Genomic DNA, 23,961 nt, shown 5'->3' with positions numbered 1-23,961 from the left:
GTTTATTGAATATCACCATTTTGGGTACATATAACCGCATTACCGTCATCAGCCATGCTGAAGGTAAGGTGTGAATCATTCTTTTTATATTTAAAATTTATTTTTGCCCCTTTTTGACCATTAATTGATTGCGTACCTAAGAACGGAATGTATTGACTTAATTTGAAATTAATGGTCACACCGGCATCACCGTCAACTTCAAACGCGCTATCTGTGTACTGTGCTTCGGCGGTTAAATGAGCATCCAAACCGCCTTGTATGGTTGTTCCGGTCATTGATGTTAAACCTGCATTTACTGATCCATGGGCGCCAAGCATCAGCATGTAATTTTTACCACCAAAATTAGCGCCCAATGAAGCCTCGACACCCAGGTTTGCGTTAAAAGATACTGCTGCAATACCCAAATTAACGCTCTCATGCTTATCAAGTATTGTCAGGCCGCCTGTAAAAAAGAAACCTTTAAAGCCGCTTCTATTTTGCAATAACCAGCACAGGCTGTTTTTGGCCATGCTGTATTTGGTTACCGTTGCAATGTCGTCATCTTTAAGGTCGGTATTTCCAAACAATATGCCTATATTAATTATACCAAAACCATCTACCGGCAGTATGCCGGTATCCAGCAGGCCGTTACCCACCATTAGCAGCCCTTTTGGGCCCATAGTTACCTGTATGTCTCCTGTAAAGCTATAGGTGCCAATGGCCAGTTTGTCCATATGCAAGGCACCCCGTAATTCGTGCAATGCAAAGTCATAGATCAGGTCGAGGTTGCCTAGCGGCGTGTTGATCTTATTCATTTGTATTGCACCCGAGTTTACCTGTAAATCGCCGAGTACATTAAACGTTAATACCGTGGGGGTGCTTTGCATAGCATCCGCCTGCCCGCCGTTGGGGTCATTTGTTTTCGGGTCGGTTACCGGCCCTGTAAAACTCAGGATGTTCCAGTCTTTGATGCTATGGTCAACAACCATACGGTTGTCAGCATTGCCCGAGTCAGTAATTGTCAAATAAGAATCGGCCGGCCCGGCTACACCGTCGCCGTCCATACGTAGTTTATATCCCTGCTGTAACAATATTTTGCCCCAATTGGTATTTGGGTCGTCAGGGTTGTTTAACTGCTGACCAAAGCTGAAGCTGCAGGGTATCGCGTTAAATTTGCCGGGCTCAACCACTTTACCCTTAATACTGGTCATATTTCCATCAACGGTAAAGGTGGCGCCAGGGTCGGTCGTGAACTGAACATAGCCTTTGCCTTCAAAATTAATGGCATCAAAGCCGCCTGCATTGGCGTCAAATGTCCCATTAGTTTTCGTATACACCAGGCTCATCGCCTGGTCGGCTACGCGCGGTACGTTTATGTTCGCTGTTCCCCGAACCGCAAACTGCCCTATTTCGCTCAGCAGGGAGCTGGGATAAAATGTAAACAAATTGTTATTGTACATCTTTAAGCCTTCCTGGTTAGGCGACAGGCTGATCAGGTTCTCGTTATTATAGCTGAGCAGCTGGAAAAAATCAACATTCACCGTTGAGGCCGAAAACTTACCCGGTACATCCGGCAATGGTACAGTAGCAGCAGGCGTTTTTCCATCAGCGCTTCCAATGGCCGAAAATCGCCAGTGGGCCTTGTGGTCGCTGCCGCAATTCTCATCCCATAAAAATGCAGTGGTTTTAGGGTTGATACCGTTTAGCGCTACGAGACCACCGCCCAATGTGATATTTTTAACATCAAACTCGCCAAGCTCAAACAGGTCGTTGCGAAGGTTAAAATGATTCGCCGGCACATCAACCACCCCGGTTTTTACATAAGCAGACTGCGACAAAATACCCCCTAATTTAGGATCGATCGTCCATTCCTTTACAATCAGCTGCCAGGTTTGCAGGTTAACCACAATCGCATCAGCGCCTTTTGTTGGTTTGATGGAGTAACCGTCTAGCGCCATATCCTTTATATGGATATTGGCATAGCCGAGCTCGCTATGCGGTATATTGGCCTGGAAATTTATATCAAGGTGAATCAGTTTATCAGCAGGATTGATATAAGAGTTTACCGGATCAGCCGTTGTTGGAAAGCCTATGAATTTAAACATCAAAGGCTTGTTGATTGAATCGGCCAGGTGATAAACCTCATTCAGCGGTTTTGCACTGTAAATGGCAGCGATAAGTAGTTTTTCCGCATCTGTTAGGCGGTCGCTGGAATTGACAAGGTGAAATGAAATGGGCAGCCTGCTATGATCGGGCGTAAAGTTCAGATAGCTTGACGGGTAATTGAACGAATTATCTACAATACTCACGTGCGCCTTAACCAGCCCTCCCTGGGTACCCTTCTCAATTGTTAATGGCGTGGTAATACCCTTGGTTTCGTTAGGGCTTTGCACCTTAACATTATACTGGCCCAGGTACTGCATTTTAAGCGTGTTGGTAGCTTCCAGGGGGATTGCCTTATCAGTTGGTTCAAAGCCCCCGCCGCGAGCTGCATCAAAAACAACATCATTTACACGGATCTTATCGCTTCCGCTCAGCATTTTAAAGCCGGAGTTACTTTTTCCAAGATCGACAATGCCGCTTATCTTATAACTTGACGGCGACAACTTTTCAATATTTTCAACTGTTAAGGGGAAACCATACAAGTTTTTAATTTTTGGCCCGCCGTAACTAACCAAATCAAAACTGGCTGTGGCAATATTATTGTCTCCTCCGTACCGAAGATCTGCTGATTTTTCGATGCCGTTAACCATTTTGTCGGTATCAAGTGTAGCGTGTACCTGCACTAACTGGTGGTCATAACTAATGGGTATGCCGCGGATTCTATAGTGGCCCTTCGCGTCCGTGCGTGCTTCCAGTAATGATTTATCGGTTGTGCCGCCATCTTTTCCGTCATAACTTACTTCGGATTGGCCACTGTAGTCGAGGTAAACACGGGCGTTCGACACTTTCTGGCCATTATAAGTTACCCATCCGCCAACTGAGGCGCCATATCTAAGTGTTATCGGATAATATTTATTGTCGCGGCTTTCCGTGTTTTTTAGATTGAATACCTGCGGGATATAGCCTTCTGCACCGGTATTTATAATTTGAATGGAAAAATTATTTACTGAGACATTCTCAAAATCGAAAGATATAGTTTGTGTAGCCTGGTCATATATTGGGTGGTAATTTTTGTATAATGCCAGTTGTTGTTTAGCCTCCAAAATCCCTAAGCCTGATACATCATTGCTGATATGTATATTATTTATAATGATGTTTATATGGTCAACGTTTACAATAGCATTGTACTCATCGCGCAATTGGAACACCATGTGGTGATGCCGCTTATAAAGCTTAATATAAGCTGGGATAGTTGCCCCGGAGCTCACCGGTATCTTCTCCTCAAAATATGCCACGTCAGTAGGGTAAACATGTACCGTATCCACAACAGTGCTGCTCATCGGGACACTATACAATCCGGTAGTGTTAGGGTCGCTATAAAAAATAGTGCTGTCGGTAGTCATTACCGCTCCGGCTACCGGCAGATTGGTTCCTGCATCAACGGTGGTAAAATTTTGTGTTTTATCGGGCGAAAGCGATAACTCATTGTAATAGTTATAACCCACGCCTTTGAGCGTACTGTTTGCAGCATTCAATTGCATCCCATAACCAACTTTAAACAGGCTAATTGTCAATTTATCACCGTCTTTCCAGTAAAATTCGGAAAGTTGAAAATTATCTACCTCGTAAAAGCCGTTGTTATCTGTTTTCAGGTCGATGCTCATTGGTTTACCGTCTGCCTTTTTTAAATCCGTAGCCAGTATAACATCTACCCCAGCCAATGGCTTTTGCGTAGCATGGTTGAGCACCCGCCCCGAAATACGGCTAAAATTGGATATCACTTCTAATTCCAATAAATTGCCTTTTTTAAACGTCAGAAAGTCCGATTTCGGGAAAAAATTACCGGCCACATTGGTATTATCCGGTGCAACCTGTACCCGGTATTGAGTATACTTCCCCAACGTTCCTCTCGGCTCCATCAGGCGCTGGTCGCCGATATTTACAGTATGCCCATGTGCGCCATCTATTGATAACTTAAAAGAGTGGTCTATCACCCATTCCACATTGGGGTTTGCAGGATCTGATTTGATATTGTTAGCAGGCAGCGGCTGCGAAGGATGTTTGAACGAACCTTCACCATCGGGCACAAACTCTTCGTTGTAATTAGCATTACGATAAACCGTAACTATTGCACCTGCCAAAATATTAGTAGAATCAATATCTTTTGTGGTGACGTGTACCGTATAGTTTTTCAGCTCGGGTACGTTAATTACCGTTGTCCCCAGGTTGATGGTTTGAAAAGGCTGAACTTCAAAATTCAGGGGAGCATGATCGTAAGAGGCGAAAGTCCCGGGTTGAAGGCCGTCTAAACCATAATAACGTTCTATGTGGTTTGTAAGGTCAGGATCATCGGTCTCATCAGTTGTATCATCATTATCAGACGGCCCTACGGCTTTGCCACTGGCGGCCCCTTTATCAACCAGCGGCTTTGCGTCCGCACCAAATGTGCCATTTAGTCCCTTATTAACGTTAACCGGTTGTTTTACACCATTTGCCCCCCTCGAGAAATCAAGCGGAGCGCCATTTGCTGCCGGTATCTGCAACAATTTGCTTGCGCCCAACCCAGTTAGTCCGCCATCTGCTCCGCTGCCAGGTGAAATAGCCTGCTGTCCCTGGTTTATCTTCGAATTGATCTTTTCCAGCGGGTCACCATTAATATTTGGTGCCGGCGCGGCTTGGGCTTGTGCTATTTGATAGTCTTTATCCTTGTTAGGCGGCGGGCAGGGATCGCCGCTGGCGAACACCTTTACGCCCGGGATTGGCCCGGCCTTGTTAGGCGTAAAAATTTCGATGTCGTAATTCCCATCGGCGTCGGTCACGCCTTGTCCAACAACAATATTATCGTTTTCATTGCTAATATCGTAATCAGTTATAATGGGTAAGCCACCTCCGGGTTTTGGGGTTATTTTTTTATAAGTAACCGTCTGGCATGGGTCAGGCGTCAAGCCGCCTTGCAAAACAGAATGTATATGCTCGGCAATGCTTACGTTTTTGTTTGCATATGGGTGCAGCACGCCGGGCAGGCTGGGCCACTGATACATCAGCTTGCCTTTTACATGCGCTGTGGGCGGTTTGGACGATATAATATGGTAATCGGTGCTGGTGATGTGCTGCATCATTATAATCCCGTAGTTAGCAGGTTTAAAAACGTACATTTGCTCGGGCGCAACCAGGTCGGCAGGCGCATTTGGCAAAATGGCCTTTATGTAATATTGATCATTAGCATCAAAATTGCAAAGCAGGTTGCTGAATACTACTGTGGATGCACCGATGGCGCCGTTGTGCGTTGTAGCATCGGCAACAAATAAATAAGATGGGTCGATACCTGTTTCGGCCAGTTTTTTTGATGCTTGATAAAATCCATACTTAAGCGGTTTACCGACTACCGTGTCAGCCTCATAATAAGGAATATCATTTGCCTTTGCTTTTCGGTATAAAACAACACGTGTGCCATCGGGAATCCTGCCCATAGTATCAATCGTTGCGTTATCAACACTCAGGTAGGAATAGTTTGGGTCGGTACCAAAAAGCGTCTCGTAATCACTTTTACCTATCGTTTTTGGGAAACCTTTTTTTAGGTGAACAGTGAGCGAATTGGTAAAAGCCACAGTTTTAATGTCGCCTAATTTCAGCGTGTCCTGTTTTGGCGTTACGATGTTTCCTTTTACGACGTATTGTATAGCCGGGACCTCCAGTATAGGTACGTTATTCGCAAGTGCGGAATAGTAAGGGCTATTGATCCGTACGTTCAAATATTTCCCCTTACCTGCGTCGGCCGACGACTGCGTCACCTGTATGGTAAAATATCCGTCATTATCTGTAGTCACAGATGCGTTTGCCCTGAAATTAGAAATAGGTTGCTGCTGCTGACTGTCTGCCAGTTGTACGGTAATGCTGGTGTTGTTGGTACCATGCGGTGCGCCCGTTTTGTCGAGCGTATATACCAGCCTGCCTGTGATGGTTAACTTAGGGATATTGGAATCCACCTCGCCCTTCAGCAGCCAGGGGCATGAGGTGGCCTTGTCAATAACAACGCCGCTCTGATCATAGGATGTAACGGTCACTTTATATTTTTCACCGATAACAAAACCCTGGGCCAGGGCTTGTATGTAGGTTAAGTCAAAATTTTGAAGAGGTGCATTTGATGAATAACTAAAACTTTTCCGGGCGTTGGGATTTGGGCCGCCCGGCACCTTTTCAAAATCCAACACGTATTTACCCAATTTGATGGGGCCCTTGGCACCGGCTATTTCAGTATAATGGTTCAATAATACGCTATCCAGCGTACCGAAGGTTTTGATGGATTCTAACTGGTTCTTCCAGAGCCAGCCCATCTGCAGTTTAACGTGCTGACCTATGGTAACTGAACTGTCACAGGCAGGATTGATTATAAATAAGTTACCCGCCGATGCCAATTGCACCCGTGATTGACCGGAAACAGCTGGCACGTATGTAAAGTATGATGCAGGACTAATACCATTATGCTTAAAAACAGTTTTACCCAGCGGATCAAACGCGGTAACGCGCCATGCATATTTTTTTCCCGGGATAAGTTGTAAGTTGAGTGCCCCGTACAAATAAGAGAATGAACTAACATTTTGCGATAATATAGGGAAGCTGGTCGCATCCAGCACATGGTTAGGATCTGATTGACCATCCGGCATTTCGGCTATCTCGATGTGATACTGGGTGCCAAAAGGGGTTGCAGCAGGGTTAAACCAACTAAAAATGACGGACTGCGGGTTGGTAGCTGTTACTGTTTTACCAGGGCTGGCTAATACGGGAGCATCCGGGTAAACTATGGGCAGGAATGTACAGCCAACGCCGGGCGTTGAAAGTACGGTTTTGTTATCGCTATAATCTATCGCGTTGATACAGAAACTGTAGTCTCCCTCCGGCAATCTTGACGATTGAGCTAATGTAGCGATGTCTATTCCTTTTACGCTCAGGTTATTGGCGTCAAAAATATCTTTAAGATTACTGCCGTTCAGCTGCACCACGGCATGCGGCAGTAAAACTACCGGCTGCAGCGGAATAAAATTTTCGCGGGTATGTATGTCAACGCTTCGGCTCTCCAACTTGCCGCTCAGTTTAATTTTGAGCGTGTTCGATGTTAGGTTTTGTACAATAACCAATACTTTGGAGGCATTTATCCCCGAGTAATCCGAATAGTAGGGAGAATACGGAGGGAATATACTGGTGGAAATATTCACTTTTTGGGCAAATGCGAAGCTTACCACCGTGAGGAGCAACAAGGTAAGCAACCAGCTTTTGGCTTTTGTAACTTTCATCAAATCCGTTTTCATAAAATTAAAAGGCATGTGTGATGTTAAATAGGGTACGTTTTTCATTAAATGACGGCAGGGTTTGGTTTCTTGATTTGCTTTTCAGGTACATCAACGAGAGGTTAAGCGCGTCGCGTTTGGATACGCGGTACGAGCCGTTCAAAATGCCGTTGATAACCGTACCCGCATCCAGGCCGTTGTTTTGCTGCTGCTGAAAACCAATGTTGGCGCTCAGGTTAAGCTTGCCCTTGTCGAGCAGTTTATTGATACCAAAGGTCGGCCCCGTCAAAACCGTATGCATCAGTGGCAGATCGGCAACCGTATAGCTGTAAGCAGCATTAATACTGAAACCGGTTTTCAGGAACCCGAGCTGGTAGGATAAATTAGCGGTTTTACTGTTGGCTTCATTTTGCGACGCAGTGAAATGATTAAGATCGACCAACGATTGTATATTGCCAACCAATATAAATGTATGCGACAGGCTGTCGGCATTTATCGCGTACCGTAATATACCGTTAAAATTATAATTGGTACGTGCTACCCGGAAAGTATCTACCAGTGGGTTAAGGCCCCTATCCTGCGTGATGCCATAATTGGAGTAGTTGATGCTGGCGCCGTATTGCGGCATGTTGTACGAAAGCATTAACGAACTGATACTGCGGTGCGAAGTAAATTCCCTGTCGTGCAATAAGTTATCGTTCTGTAAACCAAAGCTGCCGTTTACCTGTACTTTATTTTGCAACAAGCTGATGCCGCCGTTAACTGTATAATTGGCCACATCGGTTTCAAAATAATAGGCCCCCATTGATTTATAATCAGGGTCGATGCGACGGTATTGCAGCCCGAGATTGTAGTTTTTATTTTGATAGGCAACCTGCGTTTGCGCGGCCGTAAAAAACTGGGTAGATGAATTTATAGCGATCAGTTTCTTTATAAAATTGGCTTTCTCAAGTTCGAGGCTACCTAAAGTATCCGATAATAAATTGCGGGTATAAAGGCTGCCGGCCACATCAAATGTCCAGGTGAAATGGTGCAGGAAGGACCATTTGGAGGATATGCCCAGCACAATATTGGAAGCCGGCGTCATTCTCGCGGCACCAAGGTTTTGAGGTAGCGAATTTACCTCGTCCTTTGCGCTCAGGTAAGTAAAATCAAGGTAGTTTCTTTCAGTGCCATACCCTGCCCTGGCGGCGTAGCCGGTACGTTTATAAGCAGGGGTTTGAAAGAGCGAATGATTAGCGGTATCGGCAGCAATGGCTTTGTTGAACCTGCCATAAACAAACCCCAGTCTTAATTTTCCGGGATGGGCCTCAACACCGCCGCCCAAAAAGTCGTACCCTGCAAGTGTGAATGGCGACCAGGTGATACTTTGCCAGCCAGCATGTATGGTTAACCATTTATAGGCGGGGCTAATGCCATACTGGTTAAAGGGCTGCCGGAACCCGCGCTGCTGATCACTCACTACAATACTGAACGGAAAGCTTACACCGTAAATAGATATAACGGGCGCGCCATTAAACAGGTAGCTGAAGCTGCGTTCCCTGTCATCTATCCCGGTGGCCGAGTAAGTTCCAATGCCAACACCGGCGGTGCCGGTTATTTCAAACGGCTTTTGTTTGGCCAGCTGGCCAATATCCTGCGCCTTAACCACAAGGTTTAATAACAGTAGCTGCATAAAAAACAGGGAACTATAAATTATTTTTTTCATGTAGTTGTTTAATCGTGAGGGCTCAATGGCAGATATAAGCCCCGGCTTTAACCGGGGCCGTGCTGTTGCTATTTTAGTTTCTTAAAGCTGTTGTTGTTGATGGGTAATTGCTGCATATTTATCCGTACCGGGCCGTTTTTCTTTATCGAACCAAGCTGCCCGGTAGTCTTTTCGGGCACCACCACTACACGTACCTTATCCACGTTAAACTGTGGAGATAGCTGCGTGGTGGTGTTTGAGATATTGCAGGCTATGCGAACAAACACGCCGTTGGCATTTACAATTAATTTAAAGGTGTACGACTGGATATTTGATGGCACAATGATATTTGTATAAGAAAGCTGTATCCAATTGCTTGCAGAAGCATCAGATGAAACAACATGCAGGTATACCAGTACGATCCCATGGTTTACAACGTCTGCCAGCGAGTCAGGCAGTTTAAAGACTGTTGAGGTGTCGCCGGTTATTTTTTGCTGCCTCAAAACAAATGATGAAGGCGGCCCGCTTGTTCCAATTGGCCCGGCAGGCGGCGCCCAGGTTAGTGTTGTATTGTCGGCTGTTTCAAATGCAGTTACAGACGCGCCGCCGGATGCTGCTTTTAATGATGTGCCAGTACCCCAGCCACTATTACTTTTAGGGCCGTAAAACAGGAAGGTGCTTGTATCAAGGTAAAAGTCGCCGATATTACCAATTGCTGCTGAAGGTACGCCTGTGCCGCTTAGGATGGTGTTGCCATCTTTTCCGTTTGTCCCGTTACTGCCGTTGCTGCCCTTATTGCCCTGCGGCCCAACCAATGATGTTGGTAACCCCCAGCCGTTGTTTGTTTTAGGACCATATAAAGCGCCATTTGTTTTATCAAAATAATAATCGCCCGCTACGCCGATGCGCGGATCGGGTGTGCCATTCCCGCTATAGATAATACTGCCATCAGCCCCTGCGGGGCCAACAGGGCCTTGCACACCCTCTGCTCCTTTTAATAATACCGGTATTCCCCACCCTGTTGCCGATTTTGGGCCATAGAAGAGGTAAGTATTTTTGTCGAGATAGAAGTCACCGGTATTACCCTGCGTTGCAATAGGCGCGCCTGATCCGCTTAAAATTGTTGATCCATCTGTTCCGTCTGTTCCATTTGAACCATTAGCGCCTTTTAATGAAGTGGGTGAACCCCAGCCTCTCGCGGTTTTTGGGCCATAAAGTCCCCCGGTTGATTTATCAATATAGTAATCGCCGTTTTTACCCAGGCCGACATCCGGTACTCCAGTTCCGCTGTAAATTATGCTGCCATCGGCACCCGCAGGGCCGATGGGCCCCTGTACACCTTGGGCACCTTTTAATAGTACAGGTATTCCCCATCCCCCGGCATTTTTAGGACCGTAGAATAGGTAGGTACTTTTGTCGAGGTAAAAATCTCCTATTGTACCCTGCGACAGCGGGGGCGCGCCAGAACCGTTCAAAATAGTGGAACCATTTGCACCGGCTGCACCTGTTGCGCCCGTTGCACCGGTTAATGCAGTAGCGGTACCCCATCCCCTGGCCGTTTTTGGGCCATAAAGATTACCGGTGCTTTTATCAAAATAATAGTCACCTGCTTTGCCTAAACCTGTATCAGGAGTGCCGTTACCACTGTAAATAATGCTGCCATCGGTTCCTGCGGGACCTGCCGGTCCTTGTGCACCCTGTGCGCCCCTCAACAACACAGGGGTTCCCCACGAGGTAGTTTTGGGGCCGTATAATAAGATGTTGGTTTTATCGAGATAATAATCACCTACGTTTCCCAGGGTTACCAGAGGGCTGCCATTACCGCTGTATACCACGCTGCCGTTTGTCCCATTTGTTCCATTGGCTCCATTTAAGCCAATTGGACTACCCCAGCCGCTGACCGTTTTTGGACCGTAAAGGTCGCCAGTTGCCTTATTGAGGTAATAGTCCCCCGGCGATCCGTTGGTGGCCACCGGCACCCCCGAACCACTATAAATGACAGAGCCGTCTTTTCCTGCCGGGCCGGCAGGCCCTGTTGCCCCGGTCGGGCCGGCAGGCCCGGTTGCCCCATCGGGCCCCTGCAAGCCTTCTTTAGTGCATGAGGTTATGGCAATAACTGCTATAAGCAGCAGGTAAATGAGTTTGTATTTGTTTCCCATTGCGTAGTAAATGATTGTAAAATGTATGCCGGCTTATAATTATTTATAAAGCCGGCCTGAAATTATAGCTACTACAGCGTCCGGGGCAGAAATGATATACGAAGGATACGAAAAAATATACGAAAGGAAATTACAGGAAAAAGATATCGAAAATTTGCATGGCAATGAACGCAAGCGGCGTTTTCGGAGTTATTTAAACCAACCCGATGCACATAGGTGATTTGAAGAAACGGTCACCTGTTATATGCCTGGCAATAACGCCGAATAAGTACCGAATGAAAAGGCATGTACTTTTATCTACATGATTTGCAGGCCTAGCAAAAACTTGTCCTTTTTAGTAAAGTCTTTTTTCAGTTGTTTTTCTCCAGCAAAATAATTCGTGTTGATGTAAGTTATTTTTGGATTGTGAGTCAATCGAAACTTAATATTATAAGTACCATCCTCCTTTTTATGGTGTTTGAGAATCACTTCCTTGATTGTAGCCATACTGACGAAATCCGTTGTAAAACATTTTCGTCAAGTTGGGCAGTTTTTCGTATTAAAGACAACACGTTAGTTTTTACCTGACGAATTATTATTTTTATCGGAAATCTTTGAGGGCATAAAAAAAACCCTTTTACTACTGTAAAAAGACTTTTAAAAAAGGGGGCGGTCGTGGGGCTTATTTCAAATAATTTTATAGCTGATTTAAAAAAGATAGCTCGAATTTGACGACGTTTATGGGTCAACATCGAACCGGTCAATTGTCCAAGTCTAACCTAAGGCAATGGCGGTTATCAACATTTGCTACCAATGTATCTATCATCTTTAAATTACTATTTCTAATTATTTAGCCGCAAGTTGCAGTGCGAAATCCATCTGGATATCATGATGCTGAATGATATCATTCATCGTCGGTACGATCAAATAATCCGGAATAGTGCCCCTATCTTTGTATTTAGCTTTCCTTACTGCCATGACATATTTAAATAAGGGGATATTTACCTTGATTTGGGTGTTTGGCAGAAAGAAAGTTATTTTATTGCCAGAGGTATTTCCGTAATAGCCGCCGCCTGTTTCCTCGCCGACAAAAGCACCCCTGTTGTTGGTTCTGGCAATGGATGAAAATTCAGCTGCGCCGGAAAAGCTTTTACCACTGGTAAGGAAAACGACCTTTCCCTTATAATTACCCTTATGCGGTTGTTGTAATTCCACCAGGTCGGGATGGTCCTTTATTGCTTTCGTAGTTGAACTCAGGGAGGCATAATAGGCAAAGGGGTGATCCGTCAGGTAACTGTAAAGCAAAGCCCCGTTGCTGTCGTTACCGCCGCCATTTTCCCGCAGGTCAATGATCAGCCTGCCAATCTTTTTATTCTCCAGCTCCTTAAATGATGCGGCTAAAAAGTCAGTGAGGTTTTCTTTGGTCTGAACCAGGTATTCATTAGCAAAGGTCCGGATGGTCATCACAGCGATATTACCTGGCTGATAAGCCAGCTCCAGGTAACGATTGGGTATAACCCGCCCAGGAGAAGGGCATTCCATGTTTTTTAAATAATCCCCTGCAATTGTTTTTACCGCCGTGGTACCTCCGACTGTTTTATATTTTACTTCAAAATTTTCCTGAGTCCCATAAACAACGTCATACAGGTAGGCAAAAGGATCGTGGCCGTCATTTACTTTGACGTATTTTTCCGTCTGGATACCGCCATCGGAGGATAGGTGTTCGAATAGCCGCTTCCTGATCGTGCCAATGCTTCGGTGATCAATAGCCAGGAGTTCAGTCCCTGCCGGGAACTCTTTGGTATCGCAGGGCACATAAGCCTTTTCACCAATGAACCTGGGCTGGATCGGGAACAGCTTGACCTGAGTTATGAACTGGTTGATAAAGTCCTTTGGCAGAAAGCATTCGGTATGTCCGTCCTCTATCCCGCTGATCAGCCGGCTGATGATGGCGAAATAGGCAACCTCGGTCATCGGGTGGTCCAGCTTTTTGAAACAACGGTCAAATAGTCTGTCTACCTCCGCTTTGCTTTTATAGCGGTATAATCCGGCGTGTATTTTTTGCAGCGTGTCGTGCAACGAGGTGAAATCCTGTTGTAGCAATTCGGGCGCAATAGGTTTTGATAGATCATTTGCAGATTGCGCAAAAGCTGTTCTAAAAAGGATAAATAATAGAAAAAGTATTAGTATTATTGGTTTTGACAGGAGTTTCATCGCATTCGTATTTAATGTAAATATCATTATTTTGCATCATTGATCTGCTGAATGGCATCTGCGGATGCTTTGGCGCCTGCTGGATCGTTGAGCTCGGTACGCTGGTCTTTAATGCTGTCCAGGAATTTGATCATGTAGGGCGTCGCGCTTGTGCCGGATAGCCACTTGCTTTAATTCATCTATACCTTGTAAAACGGCTTCCTGCCTGGTTAAGCGCCCTATCATACCCGAAAATGCTTTAGCCAGGTGGATCTGGTCCTGTATTTCGGCCGCTTGATAACGCTGGTATACAAAGAGCCATTGACCATCGCCGCCCTGGTCAGCATAGACGCTGATGATGGCCTGACTGAGTTGTCCCTCGTTGTCGTTTTCAAAGCGTTTGGCCAAACTCAATCCCAATGCCGGGTCTAAACGGATAATGCCGTTCAGTGCCGCCCCTGATACCGAATACGATGGACTGTTAAGCCTTTGTCGGAACAGGTCCAGATAGGCCGGGTCTTTCAATATTGAAAGGGTATTGATCGCATCTGCCTGCATCAAATTGTTCGGGTCTGTCTTGGCAAGATTCGCAAGCAATGGCAGCGCTGCATTCCGCAGGCCGGCGTTAATATTACGGATATCTTCCTTGTTCTGGTTAAGTGCCCAGATCGCCTTCCGGCGCAGGCCGGAGAAGGGGTCTTTTAAAGCGGCGATCAGCACGCGCTGTACTTCCGGTTCATCCGTGTTTTTTTCTGCAAAGTCCATGGCTTCATAACGGTCGAGGTAAAGCGGCGCATGAAAATATTGGTAAACCAGCTCTGCCGGAGTCTTATGATCGATCTTCTCTGCAACCAGTATTTTATCTGCATCAACGTTCACCAGGTCGGGTTTTGAGGACGCATTAAAAGTTAACGTATCCGCTTTGCTGCGGAGCCAAACCCTGTGGCGTTCTTTTGCACCATTAACATACACATCCACCGCAACCGGTAAGGTAAAAGCGGTTCCATCCTGTTTTTGCTGTATAAAAACTATTTGCGTTTTTGCCGCCTCGTCCCATTGGTACCGGATATCCAGCACCGGGTGGCCCGCGCCATAATACCACTGGTTAAAGAACCAGTTCAGGTCAAGTCCGCTGGCTTCTTCCAGCGCCATTCTCAATTGCGGCACTTCGGCATTTTTAAAGGCGTAGGTGGTCAGGTAAAAGTGCAAACCTTTATAAAATGCAGTATCGCCCAGGTAGTTCCGCAGCATATTTAAAACGCGCCCCCCTTTGGAATAGGTAATACCAAAGGGGTCCTTGGGATTGTTATAATAAAAAGTGACCAGGTTTTTGGTACGGGCATCCCGACTGTCCAGGTAATTTTGCAAGCCGTACTGGAGATGGGCGTCCGCCGCATCCTTACCGTATTTGTGCTCCAGCCAGATCAGTTCTCCAAAATCGGCAAAGGATTCATTCAGGGTGATGTTACTCCAGCTTTCACAGGTCACATAGTCGCCAAACCATTGGTGGAACAGCTCATGTTCCATACCCGGATTGTAATAACTGTCTGCCAGTTCCCTTGTGGTGGAAACTGGGCCGAATATAGCTGCGGTCGTATTTTCCATCGCCCCGCCTACATAATCACGAACAGATACCTCCGCATATTTATTCCAGGGGAAGTCAACCCCCAAAGTTTTGGAAAAAAAATCAATGGCTTCAGGTATAGCACCGAAATTATCTTTCGCATAAGGGGCGTATTTCGGTTCCAGGTAATAGCTGACTTCCTTTCCGTGCCAGCTGTCCTTAATGATCTTAAAGTCGCCCACTGCCATCATGAACAGGTAGGGCGAATGCGGCAATTCCATTTTCCAGGTATCGGTACGGGTGCCGTCAGGATTGTTTTTCTGCGATGCCAGGCGGCCGTTGGATAAGGTCACATATTTGCCAGGAACGGTCATACTGATCTCCTGCGTAGTTTTTTGATCCGGCTTGTCGATCGTCGGGAACCAGCAAGAATTATTTTCCGGTTCGCCAAGCGTCCAGATCTGCGTTGGTTTATCCTTTTCGGTACCGTCCGGGTTGATAAAATACAAGCCATGTTCGTTGTTACGTCTTCCCTTCAATTTTTCAGGCTTTGCTGTATAGGTAATATAGAGGGTATAGTCTTCGGCTGGCTGGTAAACCTTATCCAGTTTGATGTTTAGGGTGAGGCTATCATAGGCAAAATGCAGTGGCGTGAGTTTTCCTTTTTTGATGGTCGAGACCGCGTAAATATCCATCCCTATGGCATCGAGCCGGAGGGTATCTGTCGGGTAAAAATGAGGATGCAGGGTCAGCCATTCCTTGCCATATAAATAGCGTTTTTTATAGTCAAAACGCACATTAAGTTTGGTATGCACCAAGTCATTGACTTTAGCAGCGGTTTCCCTGTAACCTTTTACCGGGAAGGCAGATTTGAGGTCCTGGGCCGAAACCCGGGAAAACAACGCGGTAAGGAGGATCAGGTAGCACACAAAAAGCAGTATGCAAATGGGTTTGATGGTATATCGTTTAATTGGTTTCATATACATTTAAGGTTAAATTAAGGCAGTATTTTTCCAGGCCCGCTTTCAGGGCAGTGTTTTTCAAAAAGATTGTTTCAATATTTTACCGAACTAGTTATGGTTTTTCCCGGCGGTTGATATAAAAATAATAGCCCAGGAAACTGGCTGCAAGGCTGAAGGACATGATCGCCAGGGAATGGATGCCGAGCGGTTGGAAATAATCTACAAAGGACAACCCCGTCCCCAGGCCCATTAACAGGGCAAACCATTTGATGGCTACGTTCTTATTGTCACTGGTAATCGGTTGTAAGAGCTGGGATACCACATGGTCTGGCGGGCTCTTTTCGATTAGCTTGTTTTTAAGCCGGTAGTCCAGTAACCATCTGATAAAGGTGAGTATCATTATGCCAAATACCACGATGGTCAGTATCGTGTAGGACGTGTGAAGCGCATCATATTTGAAGTTATAATCAGCAGCGTTTGAATTTTGAGCTGCTGCGACGGTCCATGTGCCTGCCACAGCGCCTATAGTGATGATGATTTTTTTCATGTTCTTTTTTAATGCTGTTTATAATGTATAAGAACGGTAGCCCCTTTTTAAGTTGCAGTTTATTTGTAATTTAAGATATTTAGCTGTTTTCGATATTTACGGAACATTTCGATGCCCTGGAAAACGAGTATAAATACCGTGACCAGTATAACCAGATACATGGCCGCCGGCAAAATACCGGAGAACATTTTAAAAAAGTACACCCGGTATACATAAACCGGGATGCTGATCGAAGCCAGTGCGCCAAAAATGAGCAAATAAAACCGGCGCTCATCCCTGTCCGGAGAGGTTTCAGGCTGGGGTAGCTGCGCCAGCATAAGGCTGGTAACATCGAAATCAAAAGCAGGCTGGGGCAATTGGTCCATTGCTGAAAAAATCAGCCGGTAATTGGCTGCTTTAGCTTCACAGATCGCACAGGAGCCGATATGTTCTTTCGTGTTTAAGCCCGCCGTCCCAAGCGCGTATTCCTGAATTTCTGCTTCGCTCAAATGATCATTGTTCATAAGTCCTCCTTTTTATAGTTGGTCAATATATTTTCTTTTAATGTTTTCCGCGTACGGAAGAGATAACTTTTTATAGTGCCTTCCGGCAGGCCGGTGATCTGAACCATTTCCTCATTGCTTAGTTCTTCCCGGTATAAGCTAAGCAGCGTGCGGTAAACCGGCTGGAGCTTACCGATCTCTTTTTCCAGGATATTGTTTAATTCCTTTCTGATCAGCCTTTTTTCGATTTCATTTTCGGAAGGGCTTAAATTGCGGTTGCTGAGTGCTTCCAGGGTCAGCTCAGAAGTTTCCTCCCCATCGCCCGTTTGATCCAGTAATAGCAGCTTTTTTTTCTCAAGGTAATGCAAACAGGTATGGTAAGCGATCTGTCCGATCCAGGTGGAGAGTTTAGACATGAACCGGAAGTTAGCCAGGCCATGAAACGCTTTCAGATAAATATCTTGTACCAGGTCCTTGCGGTCACCGCTGTTAGCGATCATTTTGAAAACGATCATCGCCACCAGCCCTTCTGTATTTTTGATGATCTTGCCGAAAGCATAGCGGTTACCGGCCAACACCTCATCAACCAATTCTTTATCCCCTGCATGATTTTCCAAAGAATGATCCACTTTGATTGATTAGACCGGTTCCAGGTGATAAAGTTGCAATAATACTTTTACAAGTTTTTAGAGACTTACTGAAGAATCTAAATTAACACATAGGAATTACTTAAGAAAGAGTGCGACGAAATAACTATCGAGCAAGCTCAAAAGGCACTATATTTTATGTAGCTAATGTCGGAACTAACTTTAAGTCAATTGTTGGATGATAATAGCAAATGAGTTAAACTAAAAAAATATCACCCCATAAAAGGATTGCATTGGGGCCCGAATATATATATATAACTAATTGATAAATAGTTATATAATAAATTTCTATCAATTACACCATGTTTTGAACTTGGCACCAATAAATAGATAATTTACTGGAAATCACAAATTAAAAAAAGCCCCCCATTTCATGAGAGGCTTCGGGTCTATCATGGTTCAAATTTCGAACCAATTTATAGCTGATTTACAGAAAATTGCCCGGATTTAAAGACGTTTATGGTACGGATTTCGAACCATAAAAATAATCGAATGTTCATTTTATAGCAAAATGTATCGAATAAATAAAGTCACTAACAATCTATCTAAAATTCATGTGTATCTTAGATAATATTTATTATGAATAAACGTCCGCTTTCTTTTTTAACACCAAATGAATTTGTCAAAGAATTCGTTAATGCGGATGGGCATGACCTGATACCAAAGGCAACGCAAACACCGGACGGTATATATCCTGAACATAGTGTATTTTCAATCATGCGTATTGAAGAATTTGGACGGCATATCAAATTTCCGATCCCTCCCGGCCGTAGCACAACCTATCACTTTTGCTGGCTGACAAAGGGGCAAATGATTCGTACCGACGCGCTACAGCGCTATGTGATTGGTCCCGACACCATCTGGTTTTATAAAAGCGGCAACATTATGAGTACTGAATCTTTGAGTACAGATGCCGAAGGTTATTATTGCCTGTTTGATAAAGAATATATCCTCCAACTGCTCAAGAATCAAAACTCACTTGACGAACTGCCTTTTTTTCAACCGGATGGCAACCCGCTGATCAATTTAGATGCAGATGCCAGCGACGAAGTGGCTTATCTACTCAAAAAAATGGAAAGGGAGCACCTCAATCGGCAGGCGGAACGCAAGGTCATGATTGGTTTGTTGCTATGTCAGTTGTTATTGCAAATGAAGCGACACTCCACTTTTTTGACAGACAAAAAAATATATGGGGCTGCTGAAATCCTGACCCATCGTTTCCTGCAAAGCCTGAAAAAGTTTGCACTTCAACAGCGGTCTGTTACATTTTATGCAGGCTTGTTAAATGTATCTCCCAATCACCTCAATAAGTGTGTGAAAGATCGCACGGGAAAACCGGCAACAGCTCACATAGCTGATATGATTATCCTGGAAGCTAAAGTAATGCTTACGCAAACTGAAAAGAATATTTCAGAAATAGCCTATTTTTTGGGGTTTGAAGACTTTTCCTATTTCAGCAGACATTTTAAAAAACATGCCGGTTTTACTCCTAAAGAATATCGGGAGAGCTTCGAATATCTCGATGTTGCATGATTTGTCCTGTTAATGGCCTGAAATGACCTGAGAACTAAATCTCTTTTCCTTTGAACTTTGCTGCTTATCTAACTATGACCAATACATGGAGCTATGGAACAGCAAACAGAAAATCCGTCCCTCTTTATGCCGCAGGGTTCTGATCGCAGTTGTCTTGATAGTTGTTCTCGCCAATAAAGCAGAGGCAAGAGAGATGGCAAAGCAGGATGAAAAGAAGACCTTTAAAATTAGTCCCCGTTTAATTATTATACCGGTTTTACTGATTGGTTCATTGTGGATTAGCAGGCGGTCAGGTGTAGCCAGTTCCGATTTAAAGAGAAAACTTCCCGGTGATGACATTGTCGCTCATTCTAATTGGACCATAGACCGCTCCGTCGTTTTGAATGGCTCCATTGACGAAGTATGGCCCTGGATACAGCAACTTGGTAAACGCCGGGCAGGCTGGCATGCACCATCATGGATGGAAAATATTTTAAAAAGTTATGCCATTCGCAAGATCGATACCACCTATCAGCAAGTGAAAGTTGGAGATTACCTTGACGACTGGGGTACGGGCGTTCAACATGTCGTTCAGGTTCAATGCCCACATATATTGCTGATAGAATGTATCCGGAAAATCAATCCAAAGAAAGGTGAAACCAAGCCTATAAGGCCGATGGACATCAGTATCCTTACGATGCTGAAACCTATAGACAGCAACCATACCAAAATAATCTTCCGGTGGAGAAGTCATATTGCCTGGTATCACTATCCTGTAGTTCGGCCGCTCGGTGGCACCTTTGATTATACCACATTCAAAATCATGATAGCTGGTTTAAACGAAAGGCTTGCAGCAGAACAATTACAGAAAGACTGAAAATCAGCCTGCCGGGAAGGCACCATTGCACGCTATTCTAATGGAATGATTGATTTATCCCATTTGTTGCAGACATCAACCTAACAGTGGGGCTGTGTGCCGGCATAGTTTTGCAATGTCAATCGGAACAACTTTACAAAAAAGCCTGATTGATTCATTAACAAAATTAGATTATGAGCAACTCTGAAAATTTATCCAAAAGAAAAAAAATCGCGGGCTGGGTATTAACCGGTTTACTGGCATTGATTTTTATACCGAGCGCTATCAGTAAACTGATTGCGGCTGCAAATCCGACCGGTGAAGCTTACCAGAAATTCGTCCACTATGGTCTTGATGGCAGGGTGACCCTGATCGGTTTAGGAGAACTTATAACCATTATCACTTTTGTTTTTCCAAAGACATCTTTAATCGCCGTTCTTTTTTTATCAGCCCATCTCGGCGGCGCAATAGTAACACATATGGAACATGGTGAGAATTTCGTATTCCAGTCGGTATTACTGGTAATCGTTTGGATCACACAATGGCTTCGTGATCCAAATATGTTCAACACTTTCCGCGCACCAAAATTATAAACACATCAAACCAGGACTATGAAAATTTCAAAGAAAGCGATCATTATTGGCACCTTATCAGTTTTCGTACTGGGTATAGGTGCGTTAAATTCCTGTAAGAAAGATAATCTAAAAGGCAGTGATAATATCACTGTTGCCTTCCAGCCGACATTATCCAGTTATCATATTTTCCATGGTACGCCGGGCAACATGTCACCTAATCCCGGATTTCACCTATATAATCTGGCAACCACCTTATTTACGGATTATGCTGAAAAGCAAAGGCTGATCAAACTTCCCGCTGATTCAAAATTGACAAAACTCGACGACGGCTTACCATCCTTTCCAGATAGCACGATGATTGTCAAAACATTTTATTATTTCAATGATGCCCGTGATTCTACCAAGGGCAAGCGTATGATAGAAACCAGGCTGCTGATTAAAAGCCAGGGTTCCTGGAACCTGGCGACTTACGTCTGGAACAGCGCGCAAACTGAAGCTTATTTACAGCAAAGCGGTTCGAATACTGATGTTGCCTGGATTACAGCCACCGGTCAAAAAATGGCCATCAGTTACCATATCCCTAATATAAGGGAATGCCAGACTTGTCATAATTCGAATAATGAAATTATCCCCATTGGTCCGAAACTGAGAAACATGAATATGGATGTTACGGTCAACGGCCATACACAAAACCAGTTAGCCTACTTTCAATCATTGGGTATCATGAGCACCTTCGATCCCAATGGTGTACAGGCGCTGCCGCAGGCCTTTGATCCGAAATTTTCGGTAACTGACCAAGCCAGGGCTTACCTGGAAATTAACTGTGCTCATTGCCATAGTTCAACCGGCTTCGCCAAAGGCACTAAGCTGTTTATGGGCTACGCCGTGCCGTTTGACCAAACCGATATCGAAAAGCGAAAAGATAAGATGGTAGAGAAAGTAACCAAAGGTGAGATGCCGCTGCTTGGGACTACGATAGTTCACCAGGAAGGTTTACAACTGATCAAAGATTACGTAGCCACTTTAAAATAAAACACCTTAAACCATCTGCTGTGAAAAAATTAACGTTTTTGTTTTTCTTTCTCCTTTCAAGTCATTTCCTGTTTGCGCAGGAAACTAGCGCTTACAACAACTTCAAAAAGTGGTCTTATGGAATAACTGTAGGGGGAACCAGTAATTTCCGTATCCTGACCTCCGACGGGTCAGAGAATTTTTTAAAGGATGATAAGAACAGCACCGAGATCAGGCGCACCAGCTTTACTGCGGGTATGGTTGCAAATTACCGCATTACCGACGTTTTAAGTATTAATTCCGGTTTAGCCTATGATGAACTTGGTTTCAAAACCAGGGAGCAGATATTAAGCTATTCTGATGGAACAAACATCAGCGCATCTACCGCGTACCATTACCGTTATGTTACCGCTCCACTCGATCTGAAATACGATTTCCTTAAGAAAATTTGCTGGAATCTTTACGTTGGCGGTGGAGTGTCCCCGGCTGTATTTATCGGCGAGGCTACAGTATTTAACTATGGTGGCTCAAAAAACAACGATAGCCAGCCTGTCGGTTTCGACCGTTTCAATTTCGCCGGAGATCTTCGGGCAGGAGCTGACTACTGGATTGCAGACAATATCAAGCTGACCGCCGGACTCTATTACAAACAATTCCTCAACGCAACAAATTCAAATCTTCCGACAAAAGCATACCTGAATTCCGCCGGACTGACCGCTGGTTTCATTTATATGCGCCGGAAAAAACATAAGTAATACGACAACAGCGCATATCATGGGAACAATTGCAAAACTGGAGAATGTATCCAAGGAATATAAAGTTGGTGATCAGACACTGATTGCCTTACAACCAACAACATTGGAGGTGCGGGAAGGTGAGTTACTCTTAATCATCGGTCCTTCCGGGTCCGGCAAGACGACGCTCTTATCGTTACTGGGCTGCGTAATATATCCGACAGCAGGCAAACTTTGGGTAGAGGATAATTTCGTCAATGATATGTCGCAGTCCCAACTATCCAGGGTAAGACTGAACACTATTGGTTTTGTCTTTCAGAATTTCAACTTGTTAGCCCCGCTTAATGCCGAACAAAACATAGCCATGCCTTTACAATTGATGGGTAAATCAGGTAAGGAAGCGGATAAGAAAGTCAAAGGCGCGCTGGAACTGGTAGGGATGACGGACCGAAAGAATAATCTTCCCAAGCAGCTTTCAGGCGGTCAACAGCAACGGATAGCCATTGCACGTGCTTTAGTAACCGATCCTAAACTGGTGCTTTGTGATGAGCCAACTGCTTCGCTGGATAAAGACTCCATGGGTGTAGTGATGCAGGAACTCCGGGCATTGGCCGAACGTGGCAAAGCGGTAGCTGTAGTTACCCATGACCCAAGGTTAAAGCAATACGCCCACCGAATCGTGGAAGTAAATAATGGCATAGCTAAAGAAGTGACAGACTTTTAAATCAAATCGATATGAGAAGAACAATCATCATCATACTATCAGTTGCCCTCGGTATCCTTACGGGGTGCGGAGATAGTAAGCCGTCCAAAGAAGCTTTGAAGCGGCAGCAGGATTCCATTGCAAGAAGCAGTCACGATGTGGTTGGCCTTGCGGAAATACAACCGGAGAAAAAGATCATTTCCTTATTTGCCCGTACTTCTGGTACCGTTTCCGAAGTATATCATGACCTTGGCGATACCGTAAAAAAGGGAGAAATACTGGCAATATTAAACAGCCAGGTCGAACAGGCACAATTATTACAGGCCCAGTCAAAACTCGGTACGCAAAACGCGGTCATTGATAACAGCGAAGCGACCCTTTCATCCTTAAAAGTTAAATCACAGAATGCGGATGAGAATTTTCAGCGGAACACAGCCCTATATCAGTCAGGTGGTGTAACCAGGCAGGATTTGGATAATAGCCGTTTTACATCGGAGTCCGGTAAAAAAGATGCTGACGCCGCACAGGCCGGTGTCGGTCAGGCAGTCGGGCGTGTGAAGGAACTAAAAAGTGATGTGAACTACGCTGAAGCTATTTTGGAACAAAAAAAGATCAGGGCACCTTATGACGGTACAATTCTATCATTCGATGTCAAAGTCGGTAATTCTATCACAGCTAATCAATCTTTAGGAGACTTTGCGCCGGCTGGATATCTGATCGCTGTAACTGAAGTCGATGAGCTCTATGCCCAAAAAGTCCAGGTAGGGATGACAGCATACATCCGGCCGCAGGGTAAATCAGACACCATCGCGGTTGGAAAAGTATTCCTGCTTTCGCCTTATCTCAACAAAAAATCTCTTTTTTCCGATGCTGCCACAAATATGGAAGACAGACGTGTAAGGGAGGTCAGAATATTATTAAACGATGGTGGCAAAGTATTAATAGGCAGCCGTGTCGACTGTGTAATTAAAATAAAATAAAGC

At 44.8% G+C, this 23,961-nt stretch carries 15 protein-coding genes; 7 read left to right on the top strand and 8 right to left on the bottom strand.

Going from position 1 to position 23,961, the window contains the following annotated elements:
• Positions 1 to 2: 2 nt before the first annotated feature.
• The 8 genes from BUE31_RS27955 to BUE31_RS27915 form a co-directional block, all read right to left on the bottom strand.
• Positions 3 to 7,388, bottom strand: coding sequence for a hypothetical protein (locus BUE31_RS27955; RefSeq protein WP_143167290.1), 7,386 nt, complete (start codon positions 7,386 to 7,388; stop codon positions 3 to 5).
• A gap of 4 nt (positions 7,389 to 7,392) precedes the next feature.
• A complete protein-coding gene (locus tag BUE31_RS27950) occupies positions 7,393 to 9,075 on the bottom strand; it encodes a hypothetical protein (protein ID WP_083620448.1) in 1,683 nt (560 codons plus the stop codon).
• 68 nt (positions 9,076 to 9,143) lie between these two features.
• The gene (locus BUE31_RS27945) at positions 9,144 to 11,213 is read right to left on the bottom strand and encodes a collagen-like domain-containing protein (protein WP_073407173.1); all 2,070 of its coding nucleotides are present in this window, start codon (positions 11,211 to 11,213) and stop codon (positions 9,144 to 9,146) included.
• Between the two features lie 825 nt (positions 11,214 to 12,038).
• Positions 12,039 to 13,433, bottom strand: a complete 1,395-nt coding sequence (locus tag BUE31_RS27935) for a S41 family peptidase (RefSeq protein WP_083620442.1) — start codon at positions 13,431 to 13,433, stop codon at positions 12,039 to 12,041.
• Positions 13,434 to 13,514: 81 nt separating this feature from the next.
• Positions 13,515 to 15,929 carry a M1 family aminopeptidase gene (locus tag BUE31_RS27930; RefSeq protein WP_073407170.1) on the bottom strand — a complete coding sequence of 805 codons (2,415 nt, stop codon included), beginning with the start codon at positions 15,927 to 15,929 and terminating at the stop codon, positions 13,515 to 13,517.
• A gap of 94 nt (positions 15,930 to 16,023) precedes the next feature.
• A complete protein-coding gene (locus BUE31_RS27925) occupies positions 16,024 to 16,458 on the bottom strand; it encodes a hypothetical protein (protein WP_073407169.1) in 435 nt (144 codons plus the stop codon).
• Between the two features lie 59 nt (positions 16,459 to 16,517).
• A complete protein-coding gene (locus tag BUE31_RS27920) occupies positions 16,518 to 16,961 on the bottom strand; it encodes a hypothetical protein (protein WP_073407168.1) in 444 nt (147 codons plus the stop codon).
• Positions 16,958 to 17,569 carry an RNA polymerase sigma factor gene (locus tag BUE31_RS27915; RefSeq protein ID WP_073407167.1) on the bottom strand — a complete coding sequence of 204 codons (612 nt, stop codon included), beginning with the start codon at positions 17,567 to 17,569 and terminating at the stop codon, positions 16,958 to 16,960. The genes BUE31_RS27920 and BUE31_RS27915 overlap by 4 nt, the downstream gene beginning before the upstream one ends.
• A 597-nt stretch (positions 17,570 to 18,166) precedes the next feature.
• Between BUE31_RS27915 and BUE31_RS27910 the strand changes: the two genes are divergently transcribed.
• The 7 genes from BUE31_RS27910 to BUE31_RS27880 all read left to right on the top strand — a co-directional run bounded on the left by BUE31_RS27910 (position 18,167) and on the right by BUE31_RS27880 (position 23,958).
• Complete coding sequence (locus tag BUE31_RS27910; RefSeq protein ID WP_073407166.1) at positions 18,167 to 19,120, top strand: helix-turn-helix domain-containing protein; 954 nt, start codon at positions 18,167 to 18,169, stop codon at positions 19,118 to 19,120.
• A gap of 154 nt (positions 19,121 to 19,274) precedes the next feature.
• Positions 19,275 to 19,976 (top strand): hypothetical protein, encoded by a 702-nt coding sequence (locus tag BUE31_RS27905; RefSeq protein ID WP_234997923.1) that lies wholly within the window; start codon positions 19,275 to 19,277, stop codon positions 19,974 to 19,976.
• Between the two features lie 173 nt (positions 19,977 to 20,149).
• Positions 20,150 to 20,548, top strand: coding sequence for a DoxX family protein (locus BUE31_RS27900; RefSeq protein ID WP_073407164.1), 399 nt, complete (start codon positions 20,150 to 20,152; stop codon positions 20,546 to 20,548).
• A gap of 18 nt (positions 20,549 to 20,566) precedes the next feature.
• The gene (locus tag BUE31_RS27895; RefSeq protein WP_083620436.1) at positions 20,567 to 21,562 is read left to right on the top strand and encodes a hypothetical protein; all 996 of its coding nucleotides are present in this window, start codon (positions 20,567 to 20,569) and stop codon (positions 21,560 to 21,562) included.
• Positions 21,563 to 21,582: 20 nt separating this feature from the next.
• Entirely contained in the window at positions 21,583 to 22,296 is a 714-nt protein-coding gene (locus BUE31_RS27890) for an outer membrane beta-barrel protein (protein WP_073407163.1), read from the top strand.
• Between the two features lie 19 nt (positions 22,297 to 22,315).
• Entirely contained in the window at positions 22,316 to 22,999 is a 684-nt protein-coding gene (locus tag BUE31_RS27885; protein ID WP_073407162.1) for an ABC transporter ATP-binding protein, read from the top strand.
• A gap of 11 nt (positions 23,000 to 23,010) precedes the next feature.
• Positions 23,011 to 23,958: an HlyD family secretion protein gene (locus BUE31_RS27880; protein WP_073407161.1), complete on the top strand. Its 948-nt coding sequence runs from the start codon at positions 23,011 to 23,013 to the stop codon at positions 23,956 to 23,958.
• Positions 23,959 to 23,961: the final 3 nt, after the last annotated feature.

The sequence above is a fragment of the Mucilaginibacter sp. OK098 genome (assembly GCF_900142915.1).
GTDB lineage: Bacteria > Bacteroidota > Bacteroidia > Sphingobacteriales > Sphingobacteriaceae > Mucilaginibacter.
Note: the sequence above shows the minus strand (reverse complement) of the source record. Positions and strands in the feature narration are given on the sequence as shown.